At 68.4% G+C, this 23743-nt stretch carries 20 protein-coding genes; 10 read left to right on the top strand and 10 right to left on the bottom strand.

The features are described from left to right. The first annotated feature begins 45 nt into the window (after nt 1–45). From KVS69_RS06635 to KVS69_RS06620, 4 genes are all read left to right on the top strand, one after another. The gene (locus tag KVS69_RS06635) at nt 46–2328 is read left to right on the top strand and encodes a patatin-like phospholipase family protein (RefSeq protein WP_217537547.1); all 2283 of its coding nucleotides are present in this window, start codon (nt 46–48) and stop codon (nt 2326–2328) included. A gap of 123 nt (nt 2329–2451) precedes the next feature. Further along, the gene (locus KVS69_RS06630) at nt 2452–4824 is read left to right on the top strand and encodes a GH92 family glycosyl hydrolase (RefSeq protein ID WP_217537546.1); all 2373 of its coding nucleotides are present in this window, start codon (nt 2452–2454) and stop codon (nt 4822–4824) included. A gap of 1 nt (nt 4825) precedes the next feature. Continuing rightward, nucleotides 4826–5218, top strand: a complete 393-nt coding sequence (locus tag KVS69_RS06625) for a VOC family protein (RefSeq protein WP_217537545.1) — start codon at nt 4826–4828, stop codon at nt 5216–5218. Next, on the top strand, nt 5215–5574 hold the full coding sequence (locus KVS69_RS06620) for a hypothetical protein (protein WP_217537544.1): 360 nt from the start codon (nt 5215–5217) through the stop codon (nt 5572–5574). The genes KVS69_RS06625 and KVS69_RS06620 overlap by 4 nt, the downstream gene beginning before the upstream one ends. 91 nt (nt 5575–5665) lie before the next feature. Here KVS69_RS06620 and KVS69_RS06615 read toward each other — a convergent pair whose 3' ends face one another. The 7 genes from KVS69_RS06615 to hutI form a co-directional block, all read right to left on the bottom strand. After that, on the bottom strand, nt 5666–6343 hold the full coding sequence (locus KVS69_RS06615) for a MarC family protein (protein WP_217537543.1): 678 nt from the start codon (nt 6341–6343) through the stop codon (nt 5666–5668). Between the two features lie 29 nt (nt 6344–6372). Then, on the bottom strand, nt 6373–6789 hold the full coding sequence (locus tag KVS69_RS06610) for a hypothetical protein (protein WP_217537542.1): 417 nt from the start codon (nt 6787–6789) through the stop codon (nt 6373–6375). Nucleotides 6790–6899: 110 nt separating this feature from the next. Beyond that, complete coding sequence (locus KVS69_RS06605; RefSeq protein ID WP_217537541.1) at nt 6900–9020, bottom strand: TonB-dependent receptor; 2121 nt, start codon at nt 9018–9020, stop codon at nt 6900–6902. 365 nt (nt 9021–9385) lie between these two features. Beyond that, nucleotides 9386–11050, bottom strand: coding sequence for a urocanate hydratase (gene hutU / locus KVS69_RS06600; RefSeq protein ID WP_217537540.1), 1665 nt, complete (start codon nt 11048–11050; stop codon nt 9386–9388). Then, complete coding sequence (gene hutG, locus KVS69_RS06595) at nt 11047–11895, bottom strand: N-formylglutamate deformylase (protein WP_217537539.1); 849 nt, start codon at nt 11893–11895, stop codon at nt 11047–11049. Before hutG ends, hutU begins: the two co-directional genes overlap by 4 nt. Then, nucleotides 11892–13433, bottom strand: coding sequence for a histidine ammonia-lyase (gene hutH, locus KVS69_RS06590; RefSeq protein WP_217537538.1), 1542 nt, complete (start codon nt 13431–13433; stop codon nt 11892–11894). Before hutH ends, hutG begins: the two co-directional genes overlap by 4 nt. Nucleotides 13434–13456: 23 nt before the next feature. Beyond that, nucleotides 13457–14656 (bottom strand): imidazolonepropionase, encoded by a 1200-nt coding sequence (gene hutI / locus KVS69_RS06585; RefSeq protein ID WP_217537537.1) that lies wholly within the window; start codon nt 14654–14656, stop codon nt 13457–13459. 63 nt (nt 14657–14719) lie between these two features. On the opposite strand from hutI, the gene KVS69_RS06580 reads away from it, so the two are divergent. Further along, nucleotides 14720–16099 carry a formimidoylglutamate deiminase gene (locus KVS69_RS06580; RefSeq protein WP_217537536.1) on the top strand — a complete coding sequence of 460 codons (1380 nt, stop codon included), beginning with the start codon at nt 14720–14722 and terminating at the stop codon, nt 16097–16099. A 32-nt stretch (nt 16100–16131) separates the two neighbouring features. After that, entirely contained in the window at nt 16132–16860 is a 729-nt protein-coding gene (gene hutC / locus KVS69_RS06575; protein ID WP_068854693.1) for a histidine utilization repressor, read from the top strand. 3 nt (nt 16861–16863) lie between these two features. Here hutC and KVS69_RS06570 read toward each other — a convergent pair whose 3' ends face one another. The 3 genes from KVS69_RS06570 to KVS69_RS06560 form a co-directional block, all read right to left on the bottom strand. Further along, nucleotides 16864–17907: a restriction endonuclease gene (locus KVS69_RS06570; protein WP_217537535.1), complete on the bottom strand. Its 1044-nt coding sequence runs from the start codon at nt 17905–17907 to the stop codon at nt 16864–16866. A 220-nt stretch (nt 17908–18127) separates the two neighbouring features. Further along, a complete protein-coding gene (locus tag KVS69_RS06565; protein ID WP_068852795.1) occupies nt 18128–18619 on the bottom strand; it encodes a phasin family protein in 492 nt (163 codons plus the stop codon). Between the two features lie 88 nt (nt 18620–18707). Continuing rightward, the gene (locus KVS69_RS06560; RefSeq protein ID WP_217537534.1) at nt 18708–18983 is read right to left on the bottom strand and encodes a polyhydroxyalkanoic acid system family protein; all 276 of its coding nucleotides are present in this window, start codon (nt 18981–18983) and stop codon (nt 18708–18710) included. A 123-nt stretch (nt 18984–19106) separates the two neighbouring features. On the opposite strand from KVS69_RS06560, the gene KVS69_RS06555 reads away from it, so the two are divergent. The 4 genes from KVS69_RS06555 (at nt 19107) to aroA (ending at nt 23679) form a co-directional block, all read left to right on the top strand. Next, nucleotides 19107–19907 (top strand): FHA domain-containing protein, encoded by an 801-nt coding sequence (locus KVS69_RS06555; RefSeq protein WP_093536024.1) that lies wholly within the window; start codon nt 19107–19109, stop codon nt 19905–19907. A 97-nt stretch (nt 19908–20004) separates the two neighbouring features. After that, complete coding sequence (gene serC, locus KVS69_RS06550) at nt 20005–21090, top strand: phosphoserine transaminase (protein WP_217537533.1); 1086 nt, start codon at nt 20005–20007, stop codon at nt 21088–21090. Between the two features lie 29 nt (nt 21091–21119). Then, nucleotides 21120–22280 carry a prephenate dehydratase gene (gene pheA, locus KVS69_RS06545; RefSeq protein WP_095362709.1) on the top strand — a complete coding sequence of 387 codons (1161 nt, stop codon included), beginning with the start codon at nt 21120–21122 and terminating at the stop codon, nt 22278–22280. A 91-nt stretch (nt 22281–22371) separates the two neighbouring features. Then, entirely contained in the window at nt 22372–23679 is a 1308-nt protein-coding gene (gene aroA / locus KVS69_RS06540) for a 3-phosphoshikimate 1-carboxyvinyltransferase (RefSeq protein ID WP_217537532.1), read from the top strand. Nucleotides 23680–23743 lie beyond the last annotated feature (64 nt).

Below are 23743 nucleotides of genomic sequence, written 5' to 3'. Positions count from 1 at the left end.
AGGCACAGTGCGGGCATCGGCCAGAATACGACGCCAGGAGCTGACATGCAGGATGACCCCCGTCCGTCGCACAGGAAGGTGCGCCTGCTCCGTCGGTGGGCATTCGTTGCTGCGCTCCTGCTGCCGCTGGCAGCCGGGGCGCGGCAGGCAGCGACGGATACGCACGCCGGCACGCACCACGACCGCCCGCGCACCTGCCTGGTGCTCGGCGGTGGCGGCGCGCGTGGCGCAGCGCATATCGGCGTGCTCAAGGTGCTGGAGCGCGAGCGGGTGCCGGTGGACTGCATCGTCGGCACCTCGATGGGCGCGGTGGTCGGCGGGCTGTATGCCTCCGGATACTCGGCCGATGAAATCGAAACCGTGCTCGACCGCATCGACTGGGCCGACGTACTGCGCGACAAACCACCGCGCAACGAACGCAGCATGCGCCGCAAGGAAGACGACCTGCGCCTGCTCGGCGGGGTCGAAGTCGGCCTGAGCAACGGCAAGATCGCATTCCCGCGCGGCCTGATCCAGGGCCAGAAACTGGAAATGCTGTTGCGCCGGCTGCTGCTGCCGACCTGGCAGGTGCGCGATTTCGACCAGCTGCCCATCCCGTTCCGGGCGGTGGCCACCGATATCGTCACCGGCGACAAGGTGGTGTTCGGCCAGGGCGACATGGCGCTGGCGATCCGCGCCAGCATGTCGGTCCCCGGCGTGTTCGCACCGGTGCGTTACCAGGACCACCTGCTGGTCGATGGCGGCGTAGTCGACAACCTGCCGATCGACGAAGCGCGCCGGCCCGGCGCGCAGCGCCTGATCGTGGTGCGGGTGGGCACGCCGTTGATGAGCGAAGAACGCCTGGATTCGCCGTTGGCGATCAGCCACCAGATGGCCGGCGTGCTGATGAAGCGGGTGGTCGATGCGCAGCTGGCCACGCTGGGTACGCAGGATCTGCTGATCACGCCGCCGCTGGGCGACATGGGCAGCCAGGACTTCAATCACTCGCCGGCAGCGGTAGCGGTGGGCGAGCAGGCCGCACAAGCCGAGGTGGCGGGCATCCAGCGCTACCAGGTGGATCCGGCGCAGTACGCGATCTTCCAGCAGCAGCACCGGCCGCCGGCCTATGAAACGCCGATCGTCGCGTTCATCGACGTGCTGCGCGAGGACACGCAGACCCCGCGCTTCATCGAACAGCGCCTGCAGCCGCAGCTGGGCCAGCCGCTGCAACCGGAACGGATCGAACGCCAGGTTGCACTGACCTACGGCGAGGGCCGCTACGAGCAGGTGCAATGGCGGCTGGACCAGCGCGATGATCAGTTCGGCCTGGTCGTCGCCCCGCAGGACAAACGCTGGGGCCCGGATTTCCTGCATTTCGCGCTGCGCCTGTCCGATGACTTCGATGGCAGCAGCAACTACCAGCTGATCAGCGAGTTCACCCGCACCGGCCTGACCGACCAGGGCGCCGAACTGAAACTGCGCATCGGGCTGGGCGAAGTGGAAGAAGCCTTCGCCGAGTACGACCACCCGTTTGGCAGCAGCGGCCGGCACGCGCTCTCGACCTATGCACGCTACCGCGCCACCGACCTGGACCTGGCGCTGCTGCAGCGTGGTTCGCTGGCGCAGTACCGCTACAGCCAATGGCTGGGTGGCCTGCGCTGGGCCTGGTCGCCGCATCCGGACTGGGAACTGGCCAGCTTCCTCGAGCGCGGGCAGGAGCGCACCCGGCTGGATGTGGGCAATCCCAGCGAGCTGGGCAACTACCGCGCCGACATGGGCAGCATCGGCTGGCAGCTGCGCCACGATTCCATCGACAGTTCGGCCTTCCCCAGCCGCGGCCAGCGCCTGTCGCTGACCCGCCAGCACTACCTGGACGCGCTGGGCACGGATGATCCCGCCGCCGTTACTCGCCTGCAGTGGGATGGCGCCTGGGCGCGGGGCGAAAGTCGCTGGCTCGCTGGACTGCGCATTTCATCCGCCCACGGTGGCGACGACCTGCTGGCCACCTACGGCTTCCTGGGCGGCCTGGGCAACCTGTCGGGGTACCCGGAAGAGGCGATCTTCGCCCCGCAGACCGCGCTGGCGCGCATGGTGTACTACCGCCGCGTGGCCCATGCCGACTCGTTGCTGACCATTCCGCTGTACGTCGGGGGCAGCCTGGAATGGGGCGGGTTCTGGCGCACGCGTGATGAGGTGAACATCGACGGCATGCAGAGTGCCGGCAGCGTGTTCGTCGGGGCCGATACGTTCCTTGGGCCGGTGTTCCTCGGCTACGGCCGCGCCCAAGGCGGGCACGACTCGTTCTATCTCACCTTCGGTTCGTTGCTGCGCACCCTCGACGGGTTCTGACGCCCCGCGACAGGGGTGCCTTTGGTCAGATTGCGGGCGGGGTTTAGATCGATACAATCGATCCAGCCACGCAGGCCGTGGCGCTACGTTGATGGCCCGTCCTTTCCGCTCTGGGAGTTCGTCGTGCACCGTTCGATGCTGGTTGCCGTTTCGCTTGTCCTGACCGCCGCGCCCTGCGCCCTGCAGGCCGCCGACCTCGCCGCCGAGGTCAATCCCTTCATCGGCACCACCAACGCCGGCAATGTGTATCCGGGTCCGTCAGTGCCGTTCGGCATGGTGGCCTTCAGCCCCGAGATGACCCCGCTGCCGGGCAAGCGCTTCGCCATTGCGGCGCCCGGTGGCTACGAGTGGCGCGGCAACGGCGTGCGCGGCTTCAGCCTGACCCATGTGTCCGGTACCGGCTGCACCGGGGCCAGCGGCGACGTTCCGATCATGCCGGTCACCAACAAGGTGGAACTGTCGCCGTCGTCGGCCGAGGCCGGGCTGCGCTACGCCAGCGTGCTGGACCACAAGCGCGAGTCGGCCAGTCCCGGTGCGTACCGGCTCACGCTCGACAACGGCGTGGTGGTGGACCTGGGCGCCACTGCGCGCACGGCGGTGGGGCAGTTCCAGTTCCCGGCCGACAAGCCGGCCAACCTGCTGTTCCGCACTTCCGACAGTGAAGTGGGGAGTACCGATTCGAGCATCGTGATCGATCCGGCCACGCGCACCGTGCGCGGCACGGTCACCGCCGGCAACTTCTGCGGCTACCTCGCCGAAGATCGCCGCGAAAGTTATTACACGCTGCATTTCGTGGCCGAGTTCGACCAGCCCTTCGAGGTCGGCGGCACCTGGCGCGACGAGACCGTGCAGGCCGGCGCGCGCGAAGGCGGTGGCGGCACCAGCTACGGTACCCAAGGCCACCCGCCAGTGGGGAAGGGTGCCGGCGGCTGGATCCAGTTCGATCCCAAGCGCAGCCCGAAGGTGACCACGCGCATCGGCATTTCCTACGTGGACGAGGCCGGTGCACGCGCCAACCTGCGCCGCGAAAGCCCGGTGGGCACCACCGTGGAAGCGACCCAGGCCGCGACCCGCGCCGAGTGGAACAAGACCTTGGGCCAGGTGCGCGTGGCCGGTGGCACCCCCGACGAACGCACCGTGTTCTACACCGCGCTGTACCACACGCTGCTCGCGCCCAACCTGTTCAGTGACGGCGATGGCCGCTACCGCGGCATGGACGGCAAGGTGCATGCGCTGTCGAAAGGCCAGCGTGCGCAGTACGCCAACTACTCGGGCTGGGACGTGTACCGCTCGCAGCTGCAGCTGGTCACGCTGCTGCAGCCGCAGGTCGGTTCGGACATCGCGCAGTCCCTGCTCAACCAGGCCGACCAGAACGGCGGCGTGTGGGACCGCTGGACGCACCTGACCGGTGCCACCGGGGTGATGAACGGCGATCCGTCGCCGCCGTCGGTCGCTGCGATCCACGCGTTCGGTGGCCGCAGCTTCGATCTGAAACGCGCCTACGCGTCGCTCAAGAAGGCGGCCACGGTGCCGACCGAACGCGACCTCAGCCGGCGCGGCTGCCCGGTACTGTGCGTCGGCCAGCGCCCGGGCCTGGATCAGTGGATGGCGTTGAAATACATGCCGGTGGGCGCGCCGGGCTGGGGCACCGCCTCGGACACGCTGGAAATGGCGGCCGCTGATTTCGGCCTTGCCGAACTTGCCAACGCCGCAGGCGACAAACAGGGCGCGGCGCTGTTCCGCCAGCGATCCGGCTGGTGGCGCAACCTGTACAACCCCAAGGCCACGGCGCAGGCCGGCTACATCCAGCCGCGCAATGCCGACGGCAGCTGGCCGGCGTTCGACCCGGCCTCGGATGAGGAGTTCGTCGAAGGCAGCGGCGCGCAGTACCTGTGGATGGTGCCGTTCGACCCGGCCGGGCTGATCGCCACGCTTGGCGGCCGCGACGCGGCCATCCAGCGCCTGGATGCGTTCTTCCGCAAGGAAGATGGCGCATGGGCGGTGACCAAGTCCGGCCCGTTGCATGCCGAGCTGGACAACGAACCCTCGGTGGCGGCACCGTGGCTGTACAACTTCGTCGGCCAGCCGTGGAAAACACAGGAAACCGTGCGCCAAGCCATGCGCCAGATCTGGACCAATGCGCCTGAAGGCATGCCCGGCAACGATGACCTGGGCCAGATGTCGTCGTGGTACGTGTGGTCGGCGCTGGGCCTGTACCCGCTGTACCCGGGCCGTGCCGACCTGGTGATCGGCAGCCCGCTGTTCCGCGAAGCGGTCATCCAGCGCCCCGGCGCCACCTTGACCATCACGGCCAATGGCGCGGCGATGGACGCACCGTACGTGCAGTCGCTGCGCGTGGACGGCAAGTCCAGCGACGCCAGCTGGCTGCCGGCCAGCGTGGTGCAGAAGGGCGGCACGCTGGAGTTTGAACTGGGCAAGGCGAAGAACACGCAGTGGGGCACCGCCACGCTGCCGCCGTCGTATGGGCCGAACTGACATGCTGCACCACATTTCGCTCGGTGTTCGCGACCTGGTTGTTGCAGGCAGGTTCTACGACGCGGTGTTGAGTGCGTTGGGCTACCGCCGTGTGTTCGAGGACGACACGGCGATCGGTTACGGATTGATCGACGACCAGGATCTTTTTTGCTTGAAGCTTCGTGACGATGCCAGCGCACCGGGGGCCGGCTTCCACCTGGCCTTCGCGGCATTGTCGCGTGAGGCGGTCGATGCCTTCCATCTCGCCGCCCTCCAGGCCGGCGGTCGAGATAATGGTACGGCGGGCTTGCGGCCGGATTACGGCGATGGCTACTACGCAGCATTCGTCATTGACCCGGATGGTCACCGGATCGAGGCAGTGATCAATGCCGTGGAAGGGGCCAGCCAGGGGTGAACCTAGCCCATCCGCTCCTGCAGCGCAGTGCCGGCATCCTGCCGTGGGTGGGGTTGGCCGCAAGTGTGGCCATGGCGTTCGTGGTGACCCTGTTCGGGGCACTGCTGCTGCCGCAGTTCGTGGAGATGTTCGGCAGCGCCGGCCAGGCTCTGCCGTGGATCAGTCGCGTCTACAGCCAGGGTTATCTGCTGGCCTGGCTGGCGCCGGCGCTGGTGGGGGCGTGCTGGCACTTCGGCCCGCCCATCGCCGGCCGCATCCTGGCCGGGCTGCTGGGCCTTGGCGCAGGCCTGCTGGGCTCGGTGGGCCTGCTGTTTGCGATGTACCTGCCTTACTTCATGCTGGGTTCGCTGGTCTGAGTTCAACGGCGGCATCGAGACTGGGCCTGCACCAGGTGGTGCAGCCGCTCCGGCACCGCGGGGCGACCTGACCTGGGTCAAGCCCAGCCGATCAGTGCGCCACTGGCAGCCCCAGCAGCTCGGACAGTCCCATCCAGCCGATCTCGACACCGATGCACAGGATCACGAACGCCAACAGGCGCAGCATCACCTGCATGCCCGCAGGCCCCAGCAAGGATTGCAGCCGCCCGGCGTAGCGCATGCACAGGTAGATCAGCACGCTCAACGCCAGCAGCGCGCAGCCTGCCGCGACGACATGCACCGATTCCGGCCCGTCTTTGGGCGAGGTGGTGCCTACGGCCGTCGCAACCGCGATCGCACCGGGACCCACGGTCAGCGGCAGGGTGAACGGATAGAAGGTCTGCGACTCCACCGTGGCATCCAGGTCGTGGCGCGCCTCCGCTTCGGCGGCGCCGGCCACCGAGCTGCGTTCCGCCTGCGCCGGTGCCTGCAGCAGGCGCCAGCCGGTGGCGGCAATCACCAGCCCGCCGGCCAGGCGCAATACCGGGATGGAGATGCCGAAGAAGGACAACACCCACGCCCCGACGCTGACCGACACAGCGAGCATCACCAGGCTGTTGAAGGCCACCGCGCGAGCGACCCGGCCGCGCTGGGCGGGCGTGGCATCGGGCAGCAGGCCCAGCACCATCAGTGCCGCTCCCGGCGGATTGATGACCGGCAGCAGGCTGGTGAAGATAACCAGGAAGGTGTGGCTGAATTCATTCCACATGGGGGAAGGGCGCGCGACTATCCGGCCGCTCAGGGCCGCCAGAACCCAGCCCGCAGTTCGGTCAGGGTCAGGTTATTGTCGTGGTTGGCGTCCAGCGACTGGAAACGCATGTCGGTCACGCGGCTGACTTCGTCTTCGGTCAGCTCGCCGTTGTCGTTGAGGTCGGCCACGCGGATGCGGTCAGCCGCGCTGAGCTGGCCGTCGCGGTCCGGGCCGAGCACGGACTGGATGTCCTCGACCGACACCCGGTAGTTGTGGTCGACATCGAGCAGGCGAAACAGGGCCGCGCCATCGTATTCGTCCTCGCTGACCTGGCCGTCGCCGTTCTTGTCCAAAGCGGTGAAACGCTGTTCGGCGGTGTCGCTTGGCGTCTGCGCCTGGCAGGTGGCGGCTGCGCCCAATCCGAGCAGCAGGGCACAGGCAAGCAGGGGAATGGACTGGTTCACGGGAACTCCGCAGGGCGGCCAGGGAGGTTCCAGTGTCTGCCGCACCGACGCGTGCGGCTACGGCAATAGATGCGCCGGGCGCCAGTATTTCTACTGGCACCCGGGCACCCTCATTCGAATCGCCAACGCACGCCCGCGTAAACACCGCGACCATCGCCGGGGGTCGAGCGCGCCACGTCGCGGCCGGCGTCGTCATAGCCGGGAGTCACCGTCGCGGCGTAATGGCGGTCGCCGATGTTGCGCAGTTCCGCCCAGGCCTGCCAGCGGCCGTTCGGTGCATCGAAGCCCACCCGCGTGCCGAAGATGAGGTGGCTGTCGGCGCGGAAGCTGTTGGCGTAATCCACGAACATCGCCGAGGCGTACTCGGTGTTGACCGCGGCGTAGAACCCGGTCGGATGATCGAAGCGCAGTTCGCCCTGGTAGTAGTGGCGCGGCAGGCCCGGCAGGCGGTTGCTGCCGAAGCGGGCATCGTGGCGGTAGCGGAAGTCGCTGAAGGTATACGCCTGGCGCAGCGAGAGGCGACCGTCTGCGCCCTGCCACAGGGTGCTGTCCAGCCCGGCCTCGATGCCACGGTGCACGGTCGGGCTGGCGTTGTTCTCGGCCACGAACAGGTTCGGCACGGGAACGACCTCCACGCTCAGCAGTTCATGCAGCACGCGCGCGTAGTAGCCGGTCAGTTCCCAACGGCCGAGTGCGCTGTCGCCGCGTGCGCCCAGCTCCAGCGTGGTGGCGGTCTGGTTGTCCAGCGCCACCGGTGCGCGTTGGCGTCCGCTGGACGCGCCGTTGCCCGGGGCGAAATACAGGTTGGAGCCCCAGATCATCGACCACGGGTGCGCCGGCTCCACCGAGCGGCTCAGGTTGCCGAACCACTGCGTGGCAGGCGTCTGCTGCCAGGTGAAGCCCAGTCGCGGCGCGTAGTCCCAGTCGCTGCCCGACAGCCGTTCCGGCGTGCTCGGCCAGGTGACCTGCACATCGTGGCGGGTGTTGATCAGCGCGAGGCCGGTCTGCAGGCGCAGCGTGTCGCTCAGCGCCAGGTCGTTGCCCACATGCAGCGTGCTGTTGGTGCCGTGGTGGGAGAAGTCGCGGGTGTGGGTGCCGGCGGGGTAGCCGTTGCTGGGGTAGCGCAGGGTTTCGCGCACGTCCGCATCCAGGTCGTGGGTGACGCGCAGGCCGAGCGTGGTCACGCTGTCGCGCCCGAACAGCGGGTGTTGCCGCCGGTAATCCAGCGTGGCGTTGAGGTTGGTGTAATCCAGCTGCTGCCGGTACAGGCTCTCGTTGAGATCCATCGGGTAGTGGTGGTAGACCAGCCCCGCCTGCAGCGAGGAATCGTCATCGATCTGCAGCGTGGTCATGTTGCCCAGCCAGGTGCTGCCCGGCTGCGGGCGCTGCGCATCGATGGCAAGGTTGGCCGGATTGGCCGCACGCGGATCGTTGCGGATCTGCGCGCGGGTGAGGCGTCCGGGCGTCTGGTGGTTGGTCTCGCGGTAGCGGAGGAAGAAGCGCGTTTCCAGCTGCGGGGTGATCTGCCAGCCCACGTTCGCCATCGCACCCTTGCCGTCGCCGGCGGCGTGCTGCTGGTAGCCGTCGTATTCGGTATCGGTGTAGGCCAGGTAGTAGTCCACGTCGCCCGCCTCGCCGCCGTAGCCTACGCTGCGCTTCTGGTAGCCACGGCTGCCCGCTTCATACTGCAGTTCCAGGCCGGTGGCGTCACGGCCGCTGCGGCTGACGTAGTTGATCGCACCCCCCAACGCCAGCGCGCCGGTTTCAAACCCGTTGGCCCCGCGCAGCACCTCGGCGCGGCTGAGCCACAACGGTTCCAGCAGCTCGTAGGGGGTGCCACCCGGGCCGGTGAGGGGCAGGCCATCCAGCGAGACCGAGATGCCGGAGGCATGCGCGCCGGGGCCGCGGTTGATGCCCGAGCCCCGAATGGAGACCTTGGCCCCTTCGTTGCCGGGCGACTGCGCGCTGATGCCGGGCTGGTAGGCCAGCACATCGGCGGTGCCGGCCAGGCGGCCATCGGTGCGGGCCAGGTCGATCACATTGCCGGCACCGGGCACGCGCTTGAGCGCGGCACGCGCCTGTTCGGTGGTGTCGGCGGCGGTGACGTTGACCGATTCCAGCGTCGTCGGGTTGTCGGCCGGGGCGGCGGAGGCGGTGGCAATCAGTACGCCCGAAAGGGCCAGGGTCAGCGTGGACAGGGTGGGGCGGTGCAACGACAGGAGAGGGGGCATGCGTCTGGAATCGGTACGAAATGGGCAGCGGCGGCCAGGCACGACACCTGTAAACCGTCGCGAGGTCGCGAAAGTTAACAGGTTGCGCCGCCGCCGTCACCCACCGAAGGAACGGGGGGGTAGGGTCGGTTCCCAAACGACTGCACGCACGGCAGGCGATCCCTTTAACGCATGGACGCCTGCAACCACGCTGCTTCGGGAGAGGCGATCCCGATCATTGCAATGCCGCCACGGGGCGCGGTGTGGCCATCGGCAGTCGATCGGGATGCGACCCTACCAAGGTGCGGAACGTGCGGCCTGGGTGAGAAACAAGTTTCCCGGGCTCCCGGCACGGCCATGCTGACCTCAAGCTGGGCGGCATGCGTTCAAAGAATCCCAGGCAGATCCAACCCCTTCTCCCTCGCGCATTCAATCGCGATCTCATAGCCCGCATCGGCATGCCGCATCACGCCGGTCGCCGGGTCGTTCCACAGCACGCGCGCGATGCGCTTGGCGGCGGCTTCGGTGCCGTCGCAGACGATCACCATGCCGGCGTGCTGCGAGAAGCCCATGCCCACGCCGCCGCCGTGGTGCAGCGACACCCAGGTCGCACCGCTGGCGGTGTTGAGCAGGGCGTTGAGCAGCGGCCAGTCCGAGACCGCATCGGAGCCATCGGCCATCGCTTCGGTTTCGCGGTTCGGTGAGGCGACGCTGCCGCTGTCCAGGTGGTCGCGGCCGATCACCACCGGTGCCTTCAGCTCGCCGTTGGCGACCATTTCGTTGAACGCCAGCCCGAGGCGATCACGATCCCCCAAGCCGACCCAGCAGATGCGCGCGGGCAGGCCCTGGAACTTGATCTTCTCGGCGGCCATGTCCAGCCAGCGGTGCAGGTGCGGGTTGTCCGGAATCAGTTCCTTCACCTTCGCATCCGTTTTGGCGATGTCCTCCGGGTCGCCGCTCAGGGCGGCCCAGCGGAACGGGCCGATGCCGCGGCAGAACAGCGGGCGGATATAGGCGGGCACGAAGCCGGGGAAATCGAAGGCGTTTTCCACGCCTTCTTCCAACGCCATCTGGCGCAGGTTGTTGCCGTAATCCACGGTCGGCACGCCCAGCGCATGGAAGGCGAGCATGGCCTGGATGTGGTTGGCCATCGATGCGCGCGCGGCTTTCTCGACCACCTTCGGCGCGCTCACGCGCTGTTCGTCCCATTGCTCCACCGTCCAGTCCTGCGGCAGGTAGCCGTTGACCGGGTCATGCGCGGAGGTCTGGTCGGTCAGCAGGTCCGGCTTGACCCCGCGCACCAGCAGTTCGTCCAGCACGTCGGCGACGTTGCCGAGCAGGCCCACCGACAGCGGCTTCCTGGCCGTGCAGGATTCCTCGATCAGGCGCAGCGCTTCGTCCAGGCTGTCGGTCCAGGTATCCAGGTAGCCGGTGCGCAGGCGCATCTCGATGCTGCTCTTGCGGCACTCCACGGCCAGGCACGAGGCGCCGGCCATCACCGCGGCCAGCGGCTGCGCGCCACCCATGCCGCCCAGGCCGCCGGTGAACAGCCACTTGCCGGCCAGGTTGCCGTTGTAGTGCTGGCGGCCCATTTCCACGAAGGTTTCGTAGGTGCCCTGCACGATGCCCTGCGCACCGATGTAGATCCAGCTGCCGGCGGTCATCTGGCCGTACATGGCCAGGCCTTTCTTATCCAGCTCGTTGAAGTGGTCCCAGTTGGCCCAGCGCGGCACCAGGTTGGAATTGGCGATCAACACGCGCGGTGCATCGGCATGGGTGCGGAACACGCCCACCGGCTTGCCCGACTGCACCAGCAGGGTCTGGTCGTCTTCCAGGCGGGTGAGGGTCTCGATGATGGCGTCGTAGCTTTCCCAGTCGCGTGCGGCGCGACCGATGCCGCCGTACACCACCAGTTCCTGCGGGCGCTCGGCCACGTCCGGGTGCAGGTTGTTCATCAGCATGCGCAGCGGCGCTTCGGTCAGCCAGCTCTTGGCGGTGAGCGTGCTGCCGGTGGGGGCGATGATGGTGCGGGTGGAATCGTGACGGCTCATGCAGCACTCCGGTAGTTCGCGAATTCAAGGCAGGCGGTAAGCACCTGCTGCAGCGTGTGGCGCAGCGGCGCCGCGTGGTCGGGGTCGAGCGGGGTGGGCCAGCTGTGCACGTCCACCTGTTCGGGTTCGTGCATGTAGCCGCGGCAGGCCAGCTCCATCTGCAGGCTGTGCACGCCGCCGGCGATGTCGCTGTAGTGGCGTGTGATCCAGCCGCCCTTGAAGCGGCCGTTGCGCACGTGCGGCAGGCCGCTGATCCGGCACAGGTTTTCGACTACGTCGCTGAGCGCGTTGTCGCAGGACGTGTCCGGCGCGCCGGAGGGACCGGCAGTGCCCAGGTTGAACTGCGGCAGTTCGCCGTCGAACAGGTGCGGGATGTGCGAGCGGATCGAATGCGCGTCGTATACCACCACGGTGCCGTGGCGCTGGCGCAGGCGCGCGATCTGCGCGGCCAGCGCCGCGTGGTAGGGCGCAAAATACGTATCGCGGCGCTGGGCGATGTCGGCGTCATCCGGCTCCCGCCCCGGGTGGTACAGCGGCTGGTTGTCGAAGGTGGTCAGCGGGCACAGCCCGGTGGTGTTCTGCCCGGGATACAGCGAGACGCCGCTGGGGTCGCGGTTGAGGTCGATCACCGAACGCGAGATCGCCGAACGTACCGTGGTGGCGCCCATGCGCTGCGCGAAGTCATACAGCTCATGCACCCACCAGTCGGCATCGCGGCGGGCCAGCCACGGCGACACGAAATCGTCGGCCAGCGCATCGGGCAGCTCGGTGCCGGTGTGCGGGAAGCTGACGATCAGCGGCGCATCGCCCTCGTGCACCTGCAGCCAGTCCGGGTGGGTGTTCATGCCAGCGGCTCCACCTGCGGCAGGATGTCGGCCAGCCCTTCGGCCAGCGCGCCGCTGCGCACCAGCGCGGTGGCGGCCAGTATGTCCGGGTGGAAGTAGCGGTCATCCTGCAGGGTCGGCACCTGCGCACGCAGGCGCTGGCGCACTGCTTCCAGTGCATCGCTGGAGCGCAGGCCACCGTGGAAGTCGCACCCCTGCGCGGCGGCCAGCAGCTCGATACCTACCACGTTGGCCGCGTTCTCGGCCATCTGAAGCAGGCGGCGTGCGCCATGCGCGGCCATCGAGACGTGGTCTTCCTGGTTGGCCGAGGTGGGAATCGAATCCACGCTGGCCGGGTAGGCGCGCTGCTTGTTTTCCGAAACCAGCGCGGCGGCGGTCACCTGCGGAATCATGAAACCAGAATTCAGGCCCGGCTTCGGGGTGAGGAACGCGGGCAGGCCCGACAGCGCCGGGTCGACCAGCATCGCGGTGCGGCGTTCACTGATCGAACCGATCTCGCACACCGCCATCGCCAGCATGTCGGCGGCGAACGCCACCGGTTCGGCGTGGAAGTTGCCGCCGGACAGCGCTTCGTTGGTATCGGTGAACACCAGCGGGTTGTCGGACACGCCATTGGCCTCGATCGACAGCGTGGTGGCGGCCTGGCGCATCACATCAAACGCCGCGCCCATCACCTGCGGCTGGCAGCGAAGGCAGTACGGGTCCTGCACGCGCACGTCGTTGTCGCGATGCGATTCACGGATCGCCGAGCCCTGCATCAACCTGCGCAGTGCCGCAGCGGTGGCGATCTGGCCACGCTGGCCGCGGATCTGGTGGATGCGCGGATCGAACGGGGTGTCCGAGCCCTTGGCCGCTTCCACCGACAGCGCACCAGTGACCAGCGCGGCCTGGAACACGGTGGTGATCTCGAACAGCCCGGCCAGCGCATAAGCGGTGGAGTACTGGGTGCCGTTGAGCAGGGCCAGGCCTTCCTTGGCGCCCAGGACCAGCGGCGCCAGGCCGAAGCGGGCCAACGCATCGGCGGCCGGCAGGCGCTCGCCGCCGACGAAGGCCTCGCCTACGCCGATCATTACGCTGGCCAAGTGCGACAACGGCGCCAGATCGCCCGAGGCGCCCACCGAGCCCTGGCACGGAATCACCGGCACCAGGTCTTGCTGCAGGAAGGCTTCCAGCAAGGCGAGCGTTTCCGGGCGGATGCCCGAGGCGCCCTGGGCCAGGCTGGTCAGCTTCAGCGCCATCATCAGGCGCACCACCGGCGCGGGCATCGGCTCACCGACGCCGGCGGCGTGCGACAGCACGATATTGCGCTGCAGGGTTTCCAGGTCGTCGCGTTCGATGCGTACGCTGGCCAGCTTGCCGAAGCCGGTGTTGATGCCGTACACCGGCTCGCCCTTGGCCACGATGTCGGCCACGGTCTGCGCGCTGCGGCGCACCGCCTCGGCCGACGCGGGGTCCAGGCGCACGCGGGCACCGTCGAAGATCGCGCGCCAGTGCGCCAGCGTCACCGCGCCGGGCTGCAGGGTCAGGGTCGTACTCATGGAATCTCCAGGCATCTCTATGTTCAGACGGATACGCCGCGCATCACGCGCGCGTGCAGGGGGTTGAAGCCAATGCGGTAGACAAGGTCGGCAGGCGCCTCGATGTCCCACACGGCCAGGTTGCAGTCCAGCCCGACCGCCAGGCGGCCGATCCGCGCCTGCCGGCCCAGCGCACGCGCCGCTTCACGGGTGAAGCCGGCAATGCACTCGTCCACGGTCATGCGGAACAGTGTCGCGGCCATGTTCATGGCCAGCAGCGGGCTGGTCAGCGGCGAGGTGCCGGGGTTGCTGTCGGTGGCCAGTGCCAGCGGTACGCCGGCCGCGCGCAGCGCGTCGATCGGGGGCAGGGTGGTGTCGCGGGTGAAATAGAACGCGCCCGGCAGCAGCACCGCCACGGTGCCGGCGGCACGCATCGCGGCAATGCCGTCTGCATCGAGGTGTTCGATGTGGTCGGCCGACAGCGCGCCATGCCGCGCGGCCAACGCAGCGCCGTGCTGGTTGCTGAGCTGTTCGGCGTGGATCTTCACCGCCAGGCCGTGCGCCTGCGCGGCCACGAACACCTGCTCGGCCTGCGCGGTGCTGAAGGCGATGCTCTCGCAGAACACATCGACCGCTTCGGCCAGGTCCTGCGCGGCCACCGCCGGAATCATCACGTTGCACACCTCATCGATGTACTCCTGCGCCTGCCGCCCCGGCGGCACCGCGTGTGCACCAAGGAAGGTGGGCACCACCTCGACCGCGCGCTGCCGCGACAGCTCGCGGGCCACGCGCAGCTGCTTGGTTTCATCGTCAAGCGAGAGGCCGTAGCCGGATTTGATTTCCACCGTGGTGAGGCCTTCGGCCAGCATCGCGTCCAGCCGCGGCAGGCTGGCCGCCAGCAGCTCCGCTTCGCTGGCGGCACGGGTGGCGCGCACGGTGGAGACGATGCCGCCGCCGGCACGGGCGATGTCGGCATAGCTCACCCCCTGCAGGCGCTGTTCGAATTCATTGGCGCGGTTGCCGGCGTACACCAGGTGGGTGTGGCAGTCGACCAGCCCCGGGCTGATCCAGCGTCCGCCGCAGTCCACGCGGCGGTTCGGCTGCAGGTGCGCTTCGGAACCGGCCGGGCCGACGTGCACGATGCGGCCGTCGTGGGCGGCGATCACCCCGTCGCGGATCACGCCAAGGCCAGGGCCGTCGACGGTGATCAGGTGGGCGTTGGTCCAGAGGGTGTCACAGTGCATGGCAGCAACCACGGCGGCTTATATGTCTATACAATATAGGCGCCACTTCCGGGATGTCCAGTGATGCCAGCCAACCCCGCTTCCGTCCTCGCTTTCCACGCCGACCAAGCCCTGCTGCCGCAGGGGTGGGCGCGCGATGTGCGCATCGTCTGCGCCGGCGGCACCCTGCAGTCGGTCACCCCGGGCGTGCCCGCGCAGCCTGGCGACACGGCGCTGGCGATCGCGCTGCCCGGGCTGGGCAACCTGCACAGCCACGCCTTCCAGCGCGGCATGGCCGGGTTGACTGAAATCGGCGGGCGCAGCGGCGACAGCTTCTGGAGCTGGCGCGAACTGATGTACCGGTTCCTGGCCCACCTGCAGCCCGATGCGGTGCAGGCCATTGCCGAACAGGCCTACGTGGAGATGCTCGAATCCGGCTTCACCCGCGTGGGCGAGTTCCACTACCTGCACCATGCCCCGGACGGCACGCCGTATGCCGACCGCGCCGAGATGGCCGCGCGCATCGCCGCGGCAGCGCAGGGCAGTGGCATCGGCCTGACCCTGCTGCCGGTGTTCTACGCGCACGCCGATTTCGGTGGCGCAGCGCCGAACCCGGCCCAGCGCCGGCTGCTGCATGACGTGGACGGGTTCGCCGCGCTGCTCGACGGCTGCCGCCATGCGCTGCGCGGGCAGGACGATGCGGTGCTGGGCATCGCGCCGCACAGCCTGCGAGCGGTGACCGGCGAGGAGCTGGCGGCGCTGCTGCCGCTCAACCGCGGCCCGGTGCACATCCATATCGCCGAACAGACCCGCGAGGTCGATGCCTGCGTGGCCTGGAGCGGGCTGCGTCCCGTGCGCTGGCTGTACGAACACGCCGCCGTTGATGAACGCTGGTGCCTGGTGCATGCCACCCACGTCGATGCCGACGAAGTGCGGCGCATGCTGGACAGCCGTGCCGTGGTCGGGCTGTGCCCGATCACCGAGGCCAACCTGGGCGATGGGCTGTTCCCGATGCAGGCCTTCGCGCGTGGCGGCGGCCGGTTCGGGGTGGGCTCGGATTCCAACGTGCTGATCGATGCGGCCGAAGAGCTGCGCCTGCTCGAATACGGGCAGCGCCTGCAGCTGCGTGGGCGCAACGTGCTCGCACCGCAGGAGGGCGTTTCCAGCGGGCGCTGGCTGTTTGAGCAGTCGCTGCAGGGCGCAGCGCAGGCCTTGGGCGTCACCACTGGCCTGCAGCCCGGTGCGCCGGCCGACGTGGTGGAACTGGACCCGCAGCACCCGGCGCTGATCGCGCGCGACGGCGATGCCTGGCTTGACAGCTGGGTGTTCGCCGCCCGTAATGGCGCCGTCCGATCGGTCTGGCGCGGGGGGCGCGAGCTGGTACGGCAAGGCCGCCACCTGCAGCGCGACGCCGTAGCGGCGCGCTTTGCCCACGCCCTTCGCGGCGTGCTTGCCGCGCACTGAACGTGGCCGCCACCCCCCACCAGGATTCCCGCGTGACCGGCAAGAAAGCCGAAACCCTCAACCAGCGCATCCGTGCCGACCTCGAGAGCCGCATCCTGAGCGGGGAGTGGGCGCCGGGGTTCCGCATTCCGTACGAGCACGAGTTGATGGAGCAGTACGGCTGCTCGCGGATGACCGTCAACAAGGTGCTCACCGCGCTGGCCGAGAGCGGCATGATCGAGCGCCGGCGTCGCGCCGGCTCGTTCGTGGCGCGCCAGCCGCCGCACCTGGAACAGGTGGCGCTGGAGATTCCCGACATCGCCATGGCGGTCGGTGCGCGCGGCCATGTGTACGGCTACCAGCTGCTGGACCGCGCCTACCGGGCGCCGGACACGCAGGTGGAGGAAGAAATGGCGTTGTCCGCTGGGGAGAAACTGCTGGCCATCCGCTGCCTGCACCGTGCCGACGGCAGGCCGTTCGCGCTCGAACACCGGCTGATCAGCCCGGTCGGCGTGCCCGAAGTGCTGGACGTGGATTTCAACACGACCGCGCCGGGCAGCTGGCTGCTGCAGAACGTGTCGTGGACCCGCGCCCAGCACAGGATCAGTGCGTGGGGCGCCGATGCCGCAGCAGCGGCCCTGCTGGAAGTGCCGCTGGGCACCGCGTGCCTGGTGATCGACCGCCTCACCTGGCGAGGCGACCAGCCCATCACCTGCGTGCGGCAGATGTTCCTGGGCGACGCCTGGGACCTCGTGGCGCGGTTCGCGCCCGGCGCGCGCTGATCCTTACGACGTGGCGCACTGGCGCCAGCGCACCGGCTCGTCGGTGTTGATGCGGGGATTGAGCTGGATGCGCACCGTGCGCAGTGCCGGGTAGCGCTTCACCTGGGTGCAGATACGGGGCCAGACCTCGTCGATCTCGGCCGAGCGGTTGACTGCCAGCGTCTGCCGGGTCTGCCAGAACGCGCTGAGCACGCCCTCTTGCTGGGCCAGCAGTGTTGCCAGTTCGCGCTGGTACACCGCCAGCGTGGCCGCATCCGGGTCGGCCACGGTGCCGAGGATCTGGTTCGGCGCGGTGGCCGTCTGGGCCGGGTTGGCCGGCGCAGCAGGTGCAGCAGGTGCAGCGGGTGCAGCAGGTGCAGCAGGTGCAGGGGCGGGTGGGGTGGGCGCCGGCGGGGTCGCTGCCTGCACGGGGGCCGACGCCGGCGCGGGCGCCTGGGCTGCCTGGTCCAGGCGGGACGTCAGGTATCCCATGCCGACCAGCAGGCCCAGCGTCAGCGAGCCCAGCCCGGCGATCGAGATGCGCCGTACCGCTTCGCGGCGTGCCGCGTGCTTGACGCGGGTTTCCACGTCACCGGGCAGGTAAGGCTGCAGCATCGGCCACAGCAGCGCTCCATCCAGCACTTCCACGTTCTGCTTGTCGGCGGTGGAACGTCCATCGCGCTCGACCATGCCTTCGGTGATGAGGATGCCGCCGCGGGCACCGGCCAGGCGCGCCGCGGCGCCCAGCTCGTTCACCGCCGCCCGGCCGATCCGGTAGGCGCGGCCATGCTTGCACGACACCAGGTAGCGCTGGTGCTGGGCGTCCTGCATCAGGAAGTCGCTGCTGGGCTCACGGCTGTCGTCGGCCTCGCCGGTCACGTCCTGCAGGCCGCGCTGTTCGTGCAGGGCGCGCCGGACGATTTCCGAGAAGTCCCGCCAGTGCATGCCGGCCAAGGCGTTGAGCCCCAGCCGGGTCTCCTTGCGGCGGCGTTTCACCAGCCAGAAGTAGGCAGCGGCGAGGGACCAGACAACGAGGGCCAGCAGGAGAGCCAGAATCCAGGAGAACATGGGACCTAGAGATGAACACGGAGGTGCAGACGACAGTTTATATGCGCCCGCCCCTGTCTGCGGGATGTCGTTTTGAGATCGCGCACACAGAAAACCCGCCAATCCTTAGCCGTGAGGGGAGGGAACAAACGGCGCAGAAGCAATTGGCGGGTCGATTTCGATTGTCAACAAAGTGGTGCTGCTTTGCAACAATCGCCGTACGGAACAATGTGGTCCGCGCTCAGGGGTCCGAACCGGGCGACTGGTGCGTGCCGGGCCGTGGGTCTGCGTTGGGGGAGGCGTTGCGGGCCTCGGCGCGGTTGAGCCGGGCGGTCAGGGCATCGATCCGCACATTGAGCGCCGCCACGTCTTCTGCCGTGGGGATATGCAGGCGCTTGAGCACGCCCTGGACCCGGTCGTCGAAGGCCTTCTCGACCTTGTCCCAGGTGCCGGCGGCCTTTTCGCGCGCCTCGCCCAGGTGTTCCTCGACGTTGTCGCGCCAGCGCGGGGTGTCGCCGGCCTGCTCGCGGTTGCGCGCGTCCACCGACTCGCCTTCCCTGACCAGGTCGTCGAAAACGCGGCTGCCTTCGGCCTGGGCGCGTGCGAACACGCCGAGCCCGGCCAGCCAGATCTGCTGCGCCGAACCGGTCAGCCTGCGCGAGAAGCGCTCGGCCTGGTCCTGCAGCGAGGGCTTTTCGCCGGTGCGGTCATCGTAGTCGTCGTGAGTATTCATGGGGCGATCCTGTGAGTGGCCACCCGTTGATCCTACCCAGCGCTTCGATTGCGTGGCGTGATGGCGTGCCCGCCGCCACGCCAGCGGTTCAGGCCAGCTTTTCCTGCAGGACGCGTTGGATTTCGCCTTCGACCATGCCCTTCATCATCGACACCGGGAAGCCCAGGTCGGCGACCACGCGCACCTGGTGAGCCAGCAGCTCGATCTGGCCATTCACGCCGGAGCCGTTGAACGCGAGCGCATCGCCGTCCCACTGGGTCTTGAGGGAAAACTTGTCGGTGAGCTTGGCCGCCATCGCCTCGATCGCGTCGCGGGCCGCTTCGGTGGACAGCGTGTGGTCGTGGCGGATATCGATGCGGGACATGCGGACTCCTGACGGGCGATAGCGGGAAACGGGCGTGCATTGTGCGCATCCGCAGACAGAACTCCAAGCAGTGCGTCACACTTCTCTATCTTCCCTGACATCCAACCTGCTAGGCTGCGCCGCGTGCAGAACCTGCTTGTCCACTTCACTCATCGCCAACACCCCGACCAGCCGTTGCGGCCCGGGGTACAGCGCATCGTGCGCCATGCCTCGGGCAGCGTCCGCCTGGGCGGCGACGCGGCCGGCACGCTGTTGCTGGCCCAGTTCTGCCTGGACGACCGCGGCCTGTGGCTGCAGGTAGCCGCCGGCATGCGCGGCATCCACGTCAATGGTCGCCCGGTGCGGCGCATGGCGCTGCTGCGGCCCGGCGACGCGGTCTACGCCGACGGCGTGGAAATGCTGATCCAGGGCGAATGCGAGGCCCTCAACCACGCCCCGTCGCGCAGCGATGAGAGTGGGGAGGACCAGCGCCTGCTGCGCGGGGTGGGTGGCCAGCACCACGGGCGCAGCTTCACCCTCGACCGCCCGCGGGTGATCGGGCGCGGCGCCGAATCCGACATCGTGATCGACGATCCCGCGTTCGCCGAACAGCACGCGCGCCTGGAACGCCACGGCGACCGCCTGTTGTTGCGGGATCTGGGGGCGGGCGAATCGACACGGGTCAACGGCGTCAGCGTCAGGCACTGCTGGCTGCAGCCCGGTGACCAGCTGGTCTTCGATGCGCAGCACCGGTTCGTGCTGGAAGTGCCGCACGACGGCCGCAAGCGGGTGGTCAGCGATGAGGAGGACGAGCTGCTCGACCTGCCATCGCCGGTGGAAGCCCAGGCCAAGCCGAAGCGGGTAAGCCGCTGGCCGTGGCTGCTCGGCAGCGCGCTGCTGCTGGCCGGCCTGATCAGCCTGCTGCTGTGGTTCGGCGCGCGCTGAACCGATAGATTCGGATGCAACCAATTTCGCCTTGTCCTGCAAGGCCTAAAGGCTGGTGCGCTGCGGCATACTAGGGGTCTTGCCCCATAGGTGTGACATGACGCGCGCGTTCAATTTCAGTGCCGGCCCTGCAACCCTGCCGGAATCGGTCCTGCGCCAGGCGCAGGAAGAGATGTTGGAATGGAACGGCGCTGGCGCCTCCATTGTCGAAATGAGCCACCGCGGCCCGGAGTTCATGGCCGTTGCCGCCCAGGCCGAAGCCGATCTGCGCCGCCTGCTCGGCGTGCCGGACGATTACGCGGTGATGTTCCTGGCCGGCGGGGCGACCACCCAGCAGGCCCTGCTCGCGCTGAACTTCGCCGCCCCCGGGCAGACCGTGGATTACGTGCTCACCGGGCATTGGGGCAAGACCGCGATCAAGCAGGTCAGCCCTTACGTGCGGGTCAACGTGGCCGCCAGCAGCGAAGCCGGTGGTTTCCATGACATCCCGCCGCGCAGCCAGTGGCAGTTGTCCGACGATGCCGCCTACGTGCACATCACCGCCAACGAAACCATCCACGGCGTCGAGTTCCGTGACACCCCGGACGTCGGCAGCGCGCCGCTGTTCGCCGATTTCAGCTCCTCCATCGCCAGCGAACCGCTGGATGTCTCGCGCTACGGCCTGATCTACGCCGGTGCACAGAAGAACCTGGGCCCGGTCGGCGTGTCGGTGGTGATCGTGCGCCGCGACCTGCTCGAGCGCAGTGGCCAGCCGCGCGCGGACATCTTCGATTACCGCTCGCACGTCGCCCGCGATTCCATGCTCAACACTCCGCCCACCTGGAACTGGTACCTGGCCGGGCTGGTGTTCCAGTGGATGCTCGCCGAGGGCGGGGTGGAAGAATTCGCACGCCGCAACGCGGTCAAGTCGACGCTGATCTACGGTGCCATCGATGCCTCCGGCGGCTTCTACCGAAATGAGGTGGTGCCTGCCGCGCGTTCACGCATGAACATTCCGTTCTTCCTGCCTGACGAAACCCTCACCGCCCGTTTCGTGAGCGAATCCAAGGCTGCCGGGCTGCTGGCGCTGAAGGGCCACAAGGCCGTCGGCGGCATCCGCGTCTCGCTGTACAACGCACTGCCGGTGGAAGGCGCACAGGCGCTGGCCGCCTTCATGCGCGATTTCCAGCAACGCAACGGCTGACGTTCCCGAATCTGTAACTGGATACCCTGATGGCCACCAAACCCGCCAAGCCCAAGGCACCCGCCGCCAAGCCCACCAAAGCCAAGGCCGACGCCGTACCTGCTGTCGCCGCCCCGGTGCTGTCGGACGTGCGCGCCAAGATCGACCACATCGACCGCAGCATCCAGGCGCTGATCGCCGAGCGCGCCCAGTTCGCCCACCAGGTCGGCAAGGCCAAGGGCAAGCTTGCCGCTGCCGTGGATTATTACCGCCCCGAACGCGAAGCCCAGGTGCTGCGCATGGTAGTGGACCGCAATGAAGGCCCGCTCAGCGATGAAGTGCTGGTGCATGTGTTCCGCGAAATCATGTCGGCCTGCCTGGCCCAGCAGGAGCCGCTGAAGATCGGTTACCTCGGCCCGGAAGGCACCTTCAGCCAACAGGCCGTGCTCAAGCACTTCGGCCGTTCGGCGCTGGGCCTGCCGTTGGCCAGCATTGAAGAAGTGTTCCAGGAAGTGGAAGCGGGCAACGCAGATTTCGGCGTGGTGCCGGTGGAAAACTCGGGGCAGGGCACCATCCAGATCACCCTGGACATGTTCCTCACCTCCAACCTGAAGATCTGCGGCGAAGTGGAACTGCGCGTGCAGCAGTACCTGATGTCCCGCAGCGGCCGGCTGGAAGATGTCGAACGCGTGTATGGCCACCCGCAATCGTTCATGCAGACCTCCTCCTGGCTGCGCGCCAACCTGCCCAAGGCCGAGAAAATCCCTGTGTCGAGCAATGCCGAAGGCGCGCGCCGCGCCCGCAATGCCGATGACGCCGCCGCCATTGGTGGCGAAAGTGCAGGGCACGTGTATGGCCTGAAGAAGGTCGTGACCAAGCCGATCCAGAACGACGCCGACAACACCACCCGCTTCCTGGTGGTGGGCCGCCAGTTCTTCCCGACCTCCGGCCACGACCGCACCTCGGTGCTGGTGTTCATCCACGACAAGCCCGGTGCGCTGTTCGACGTGCTCAGCCCGTTCGCGCGGCACGGCATCAGCATGAACCGCATCGAATCGCGCCCGTCGCACAACGCCAAGTGGGAATACGGCTTCTTCATCGACCTGGCCGGCCACATCGACGACGAGGCCATGCAGGCCGCGTTGGCCGAACTGAAGGCGCACTCGGCGCAGATCAAGGTGTTGGGCTCCTACCCGGTGGCCGTGCCCTGATACCTCGGCGCCGCCGCACTGCGCGCGGCGCCGCTTACCGTCATTCCGCACCATCGCTGCCTTCGCGGGCGGCTTTCTACAGGATTCACCGATGACCGCTTCCGCTTCCTGGACCGCCCGCAAGGGCCAGCCCCTGCAGGGCAGCCTGACCATTCCCGGCGACAAGTCGGTCTCGCACCGTGCGGTGATGTTCGCTGCACTGGCCGATGGCGTTTCGCACATCGACGGTTTCCTGGAGGGCGAGGACACCCGCGCCACTGCCGCGATCTTCTCGCAGATGGGCGTGCGCATTGAAACCCCGTCGCCGTCGCAGCGCATCGTCCACGGCGTGGGCGTGGATGGTCTGCAGGCACCGGCCGGCCCGCTGGACTGCGGCAACGCTGGCACCGGCATGCGCCTGCTCGCGGGCGTGCTCGCCGCGCAGCCGTTCGACGCAGTGATGGTGGGTGATGAATCGCTGTCACGTCGCCCCATGCGCCGGGTAACCGGCCCGTTGGCGCAGATGGGCGCGAAGATCGACACCGAGGCCGACGGCACCCCGCCGCTGCGCGTGCATGGCGGCCAGCCGCTGCACGGCATCGACTTCGCCTCGCCGGTGGCCAGCGCGCAGGTCAAATCGGCCGTGCTGCTCGCCGGCCTGTATGCGCAGGGCGAGACCGCCGTGACCGAACCGCACCCGACCCGCGACTACAGCGAGCGCATGCTGCGCGCGTTTGGTGTCGAGATCGAGTTTTCGCCCGGCAAGGCCCGCCTGCGTGGCGGCCAGCGCCTGCGCGCCACCGACATCGCGGTGCCGGCTGACTTCTCCTCGGCTGCGTTCTTCCTGGTGGCGGCCAGCATCATTCCCGGTTCGGCACTCACCCTGCGCCAGGTCGGCCTCAACCCGCGCCGCACCGGCCTGCTTGCCGCGCTGCGACTGATGGGCGCCGATATCCGCGAAGAAAACCATGCAGAGCAGGGCGGGGAAGCCGTAGCAGACCTGGTGGTCCGCCACGCACCGCTTCACGGCGCCGAGATTCCCGAAGCGCTGGTGCCGGACATGATCGACGAGTTCCCGGCCCTGTTCGTTGCCGCTGCCGCTGCACAGGGCAACACCATCGTGCGTGGCGCGGCCGAACTGCGGGTCAAGGAATCCGACCGCCTCGCGGCCATGGCCACCGGCCTGCGCAGCCTCGGCGTACAGGTGGATGAAACCGAAGACGGCGCCACCATCCACGGCGGGCATGAGCTGGGCAGCGGCACCATCGAAAGCCACGGCGACCACCGCATCGCGATGGCCTTCGCCATCGCCGGCCAGCTCAGCAGCGGCGAGGTGCGCATCAACGACATCGCCAACGTCGCCACCTCGTTCCCCAACTTCGACGGCATCGCCCGCGCCGCGGGCTTCAACCTCGGGTAAGGCACCGCCGGCGGCAAAAAAAAGGAGCCGACCAGATCGTCGGCTCCTGCTCCCCCGCCGTTTT

The organism is Stenotrophomonas sp. GbtcB23 (genome assembly GCF_019091045.1).
Taxonomy (GTDB): domain Bacteria; phylum Pseudomonadota; class Gammaproteobacteria; order Xanthomonadales; family Xanthomonadaceae; genus Stenotrophomonas; species Stenotrophomonas rhizophila_A.
This window is presented reverse-complemented; position numbering and strand designations above follow the sequence as displayed.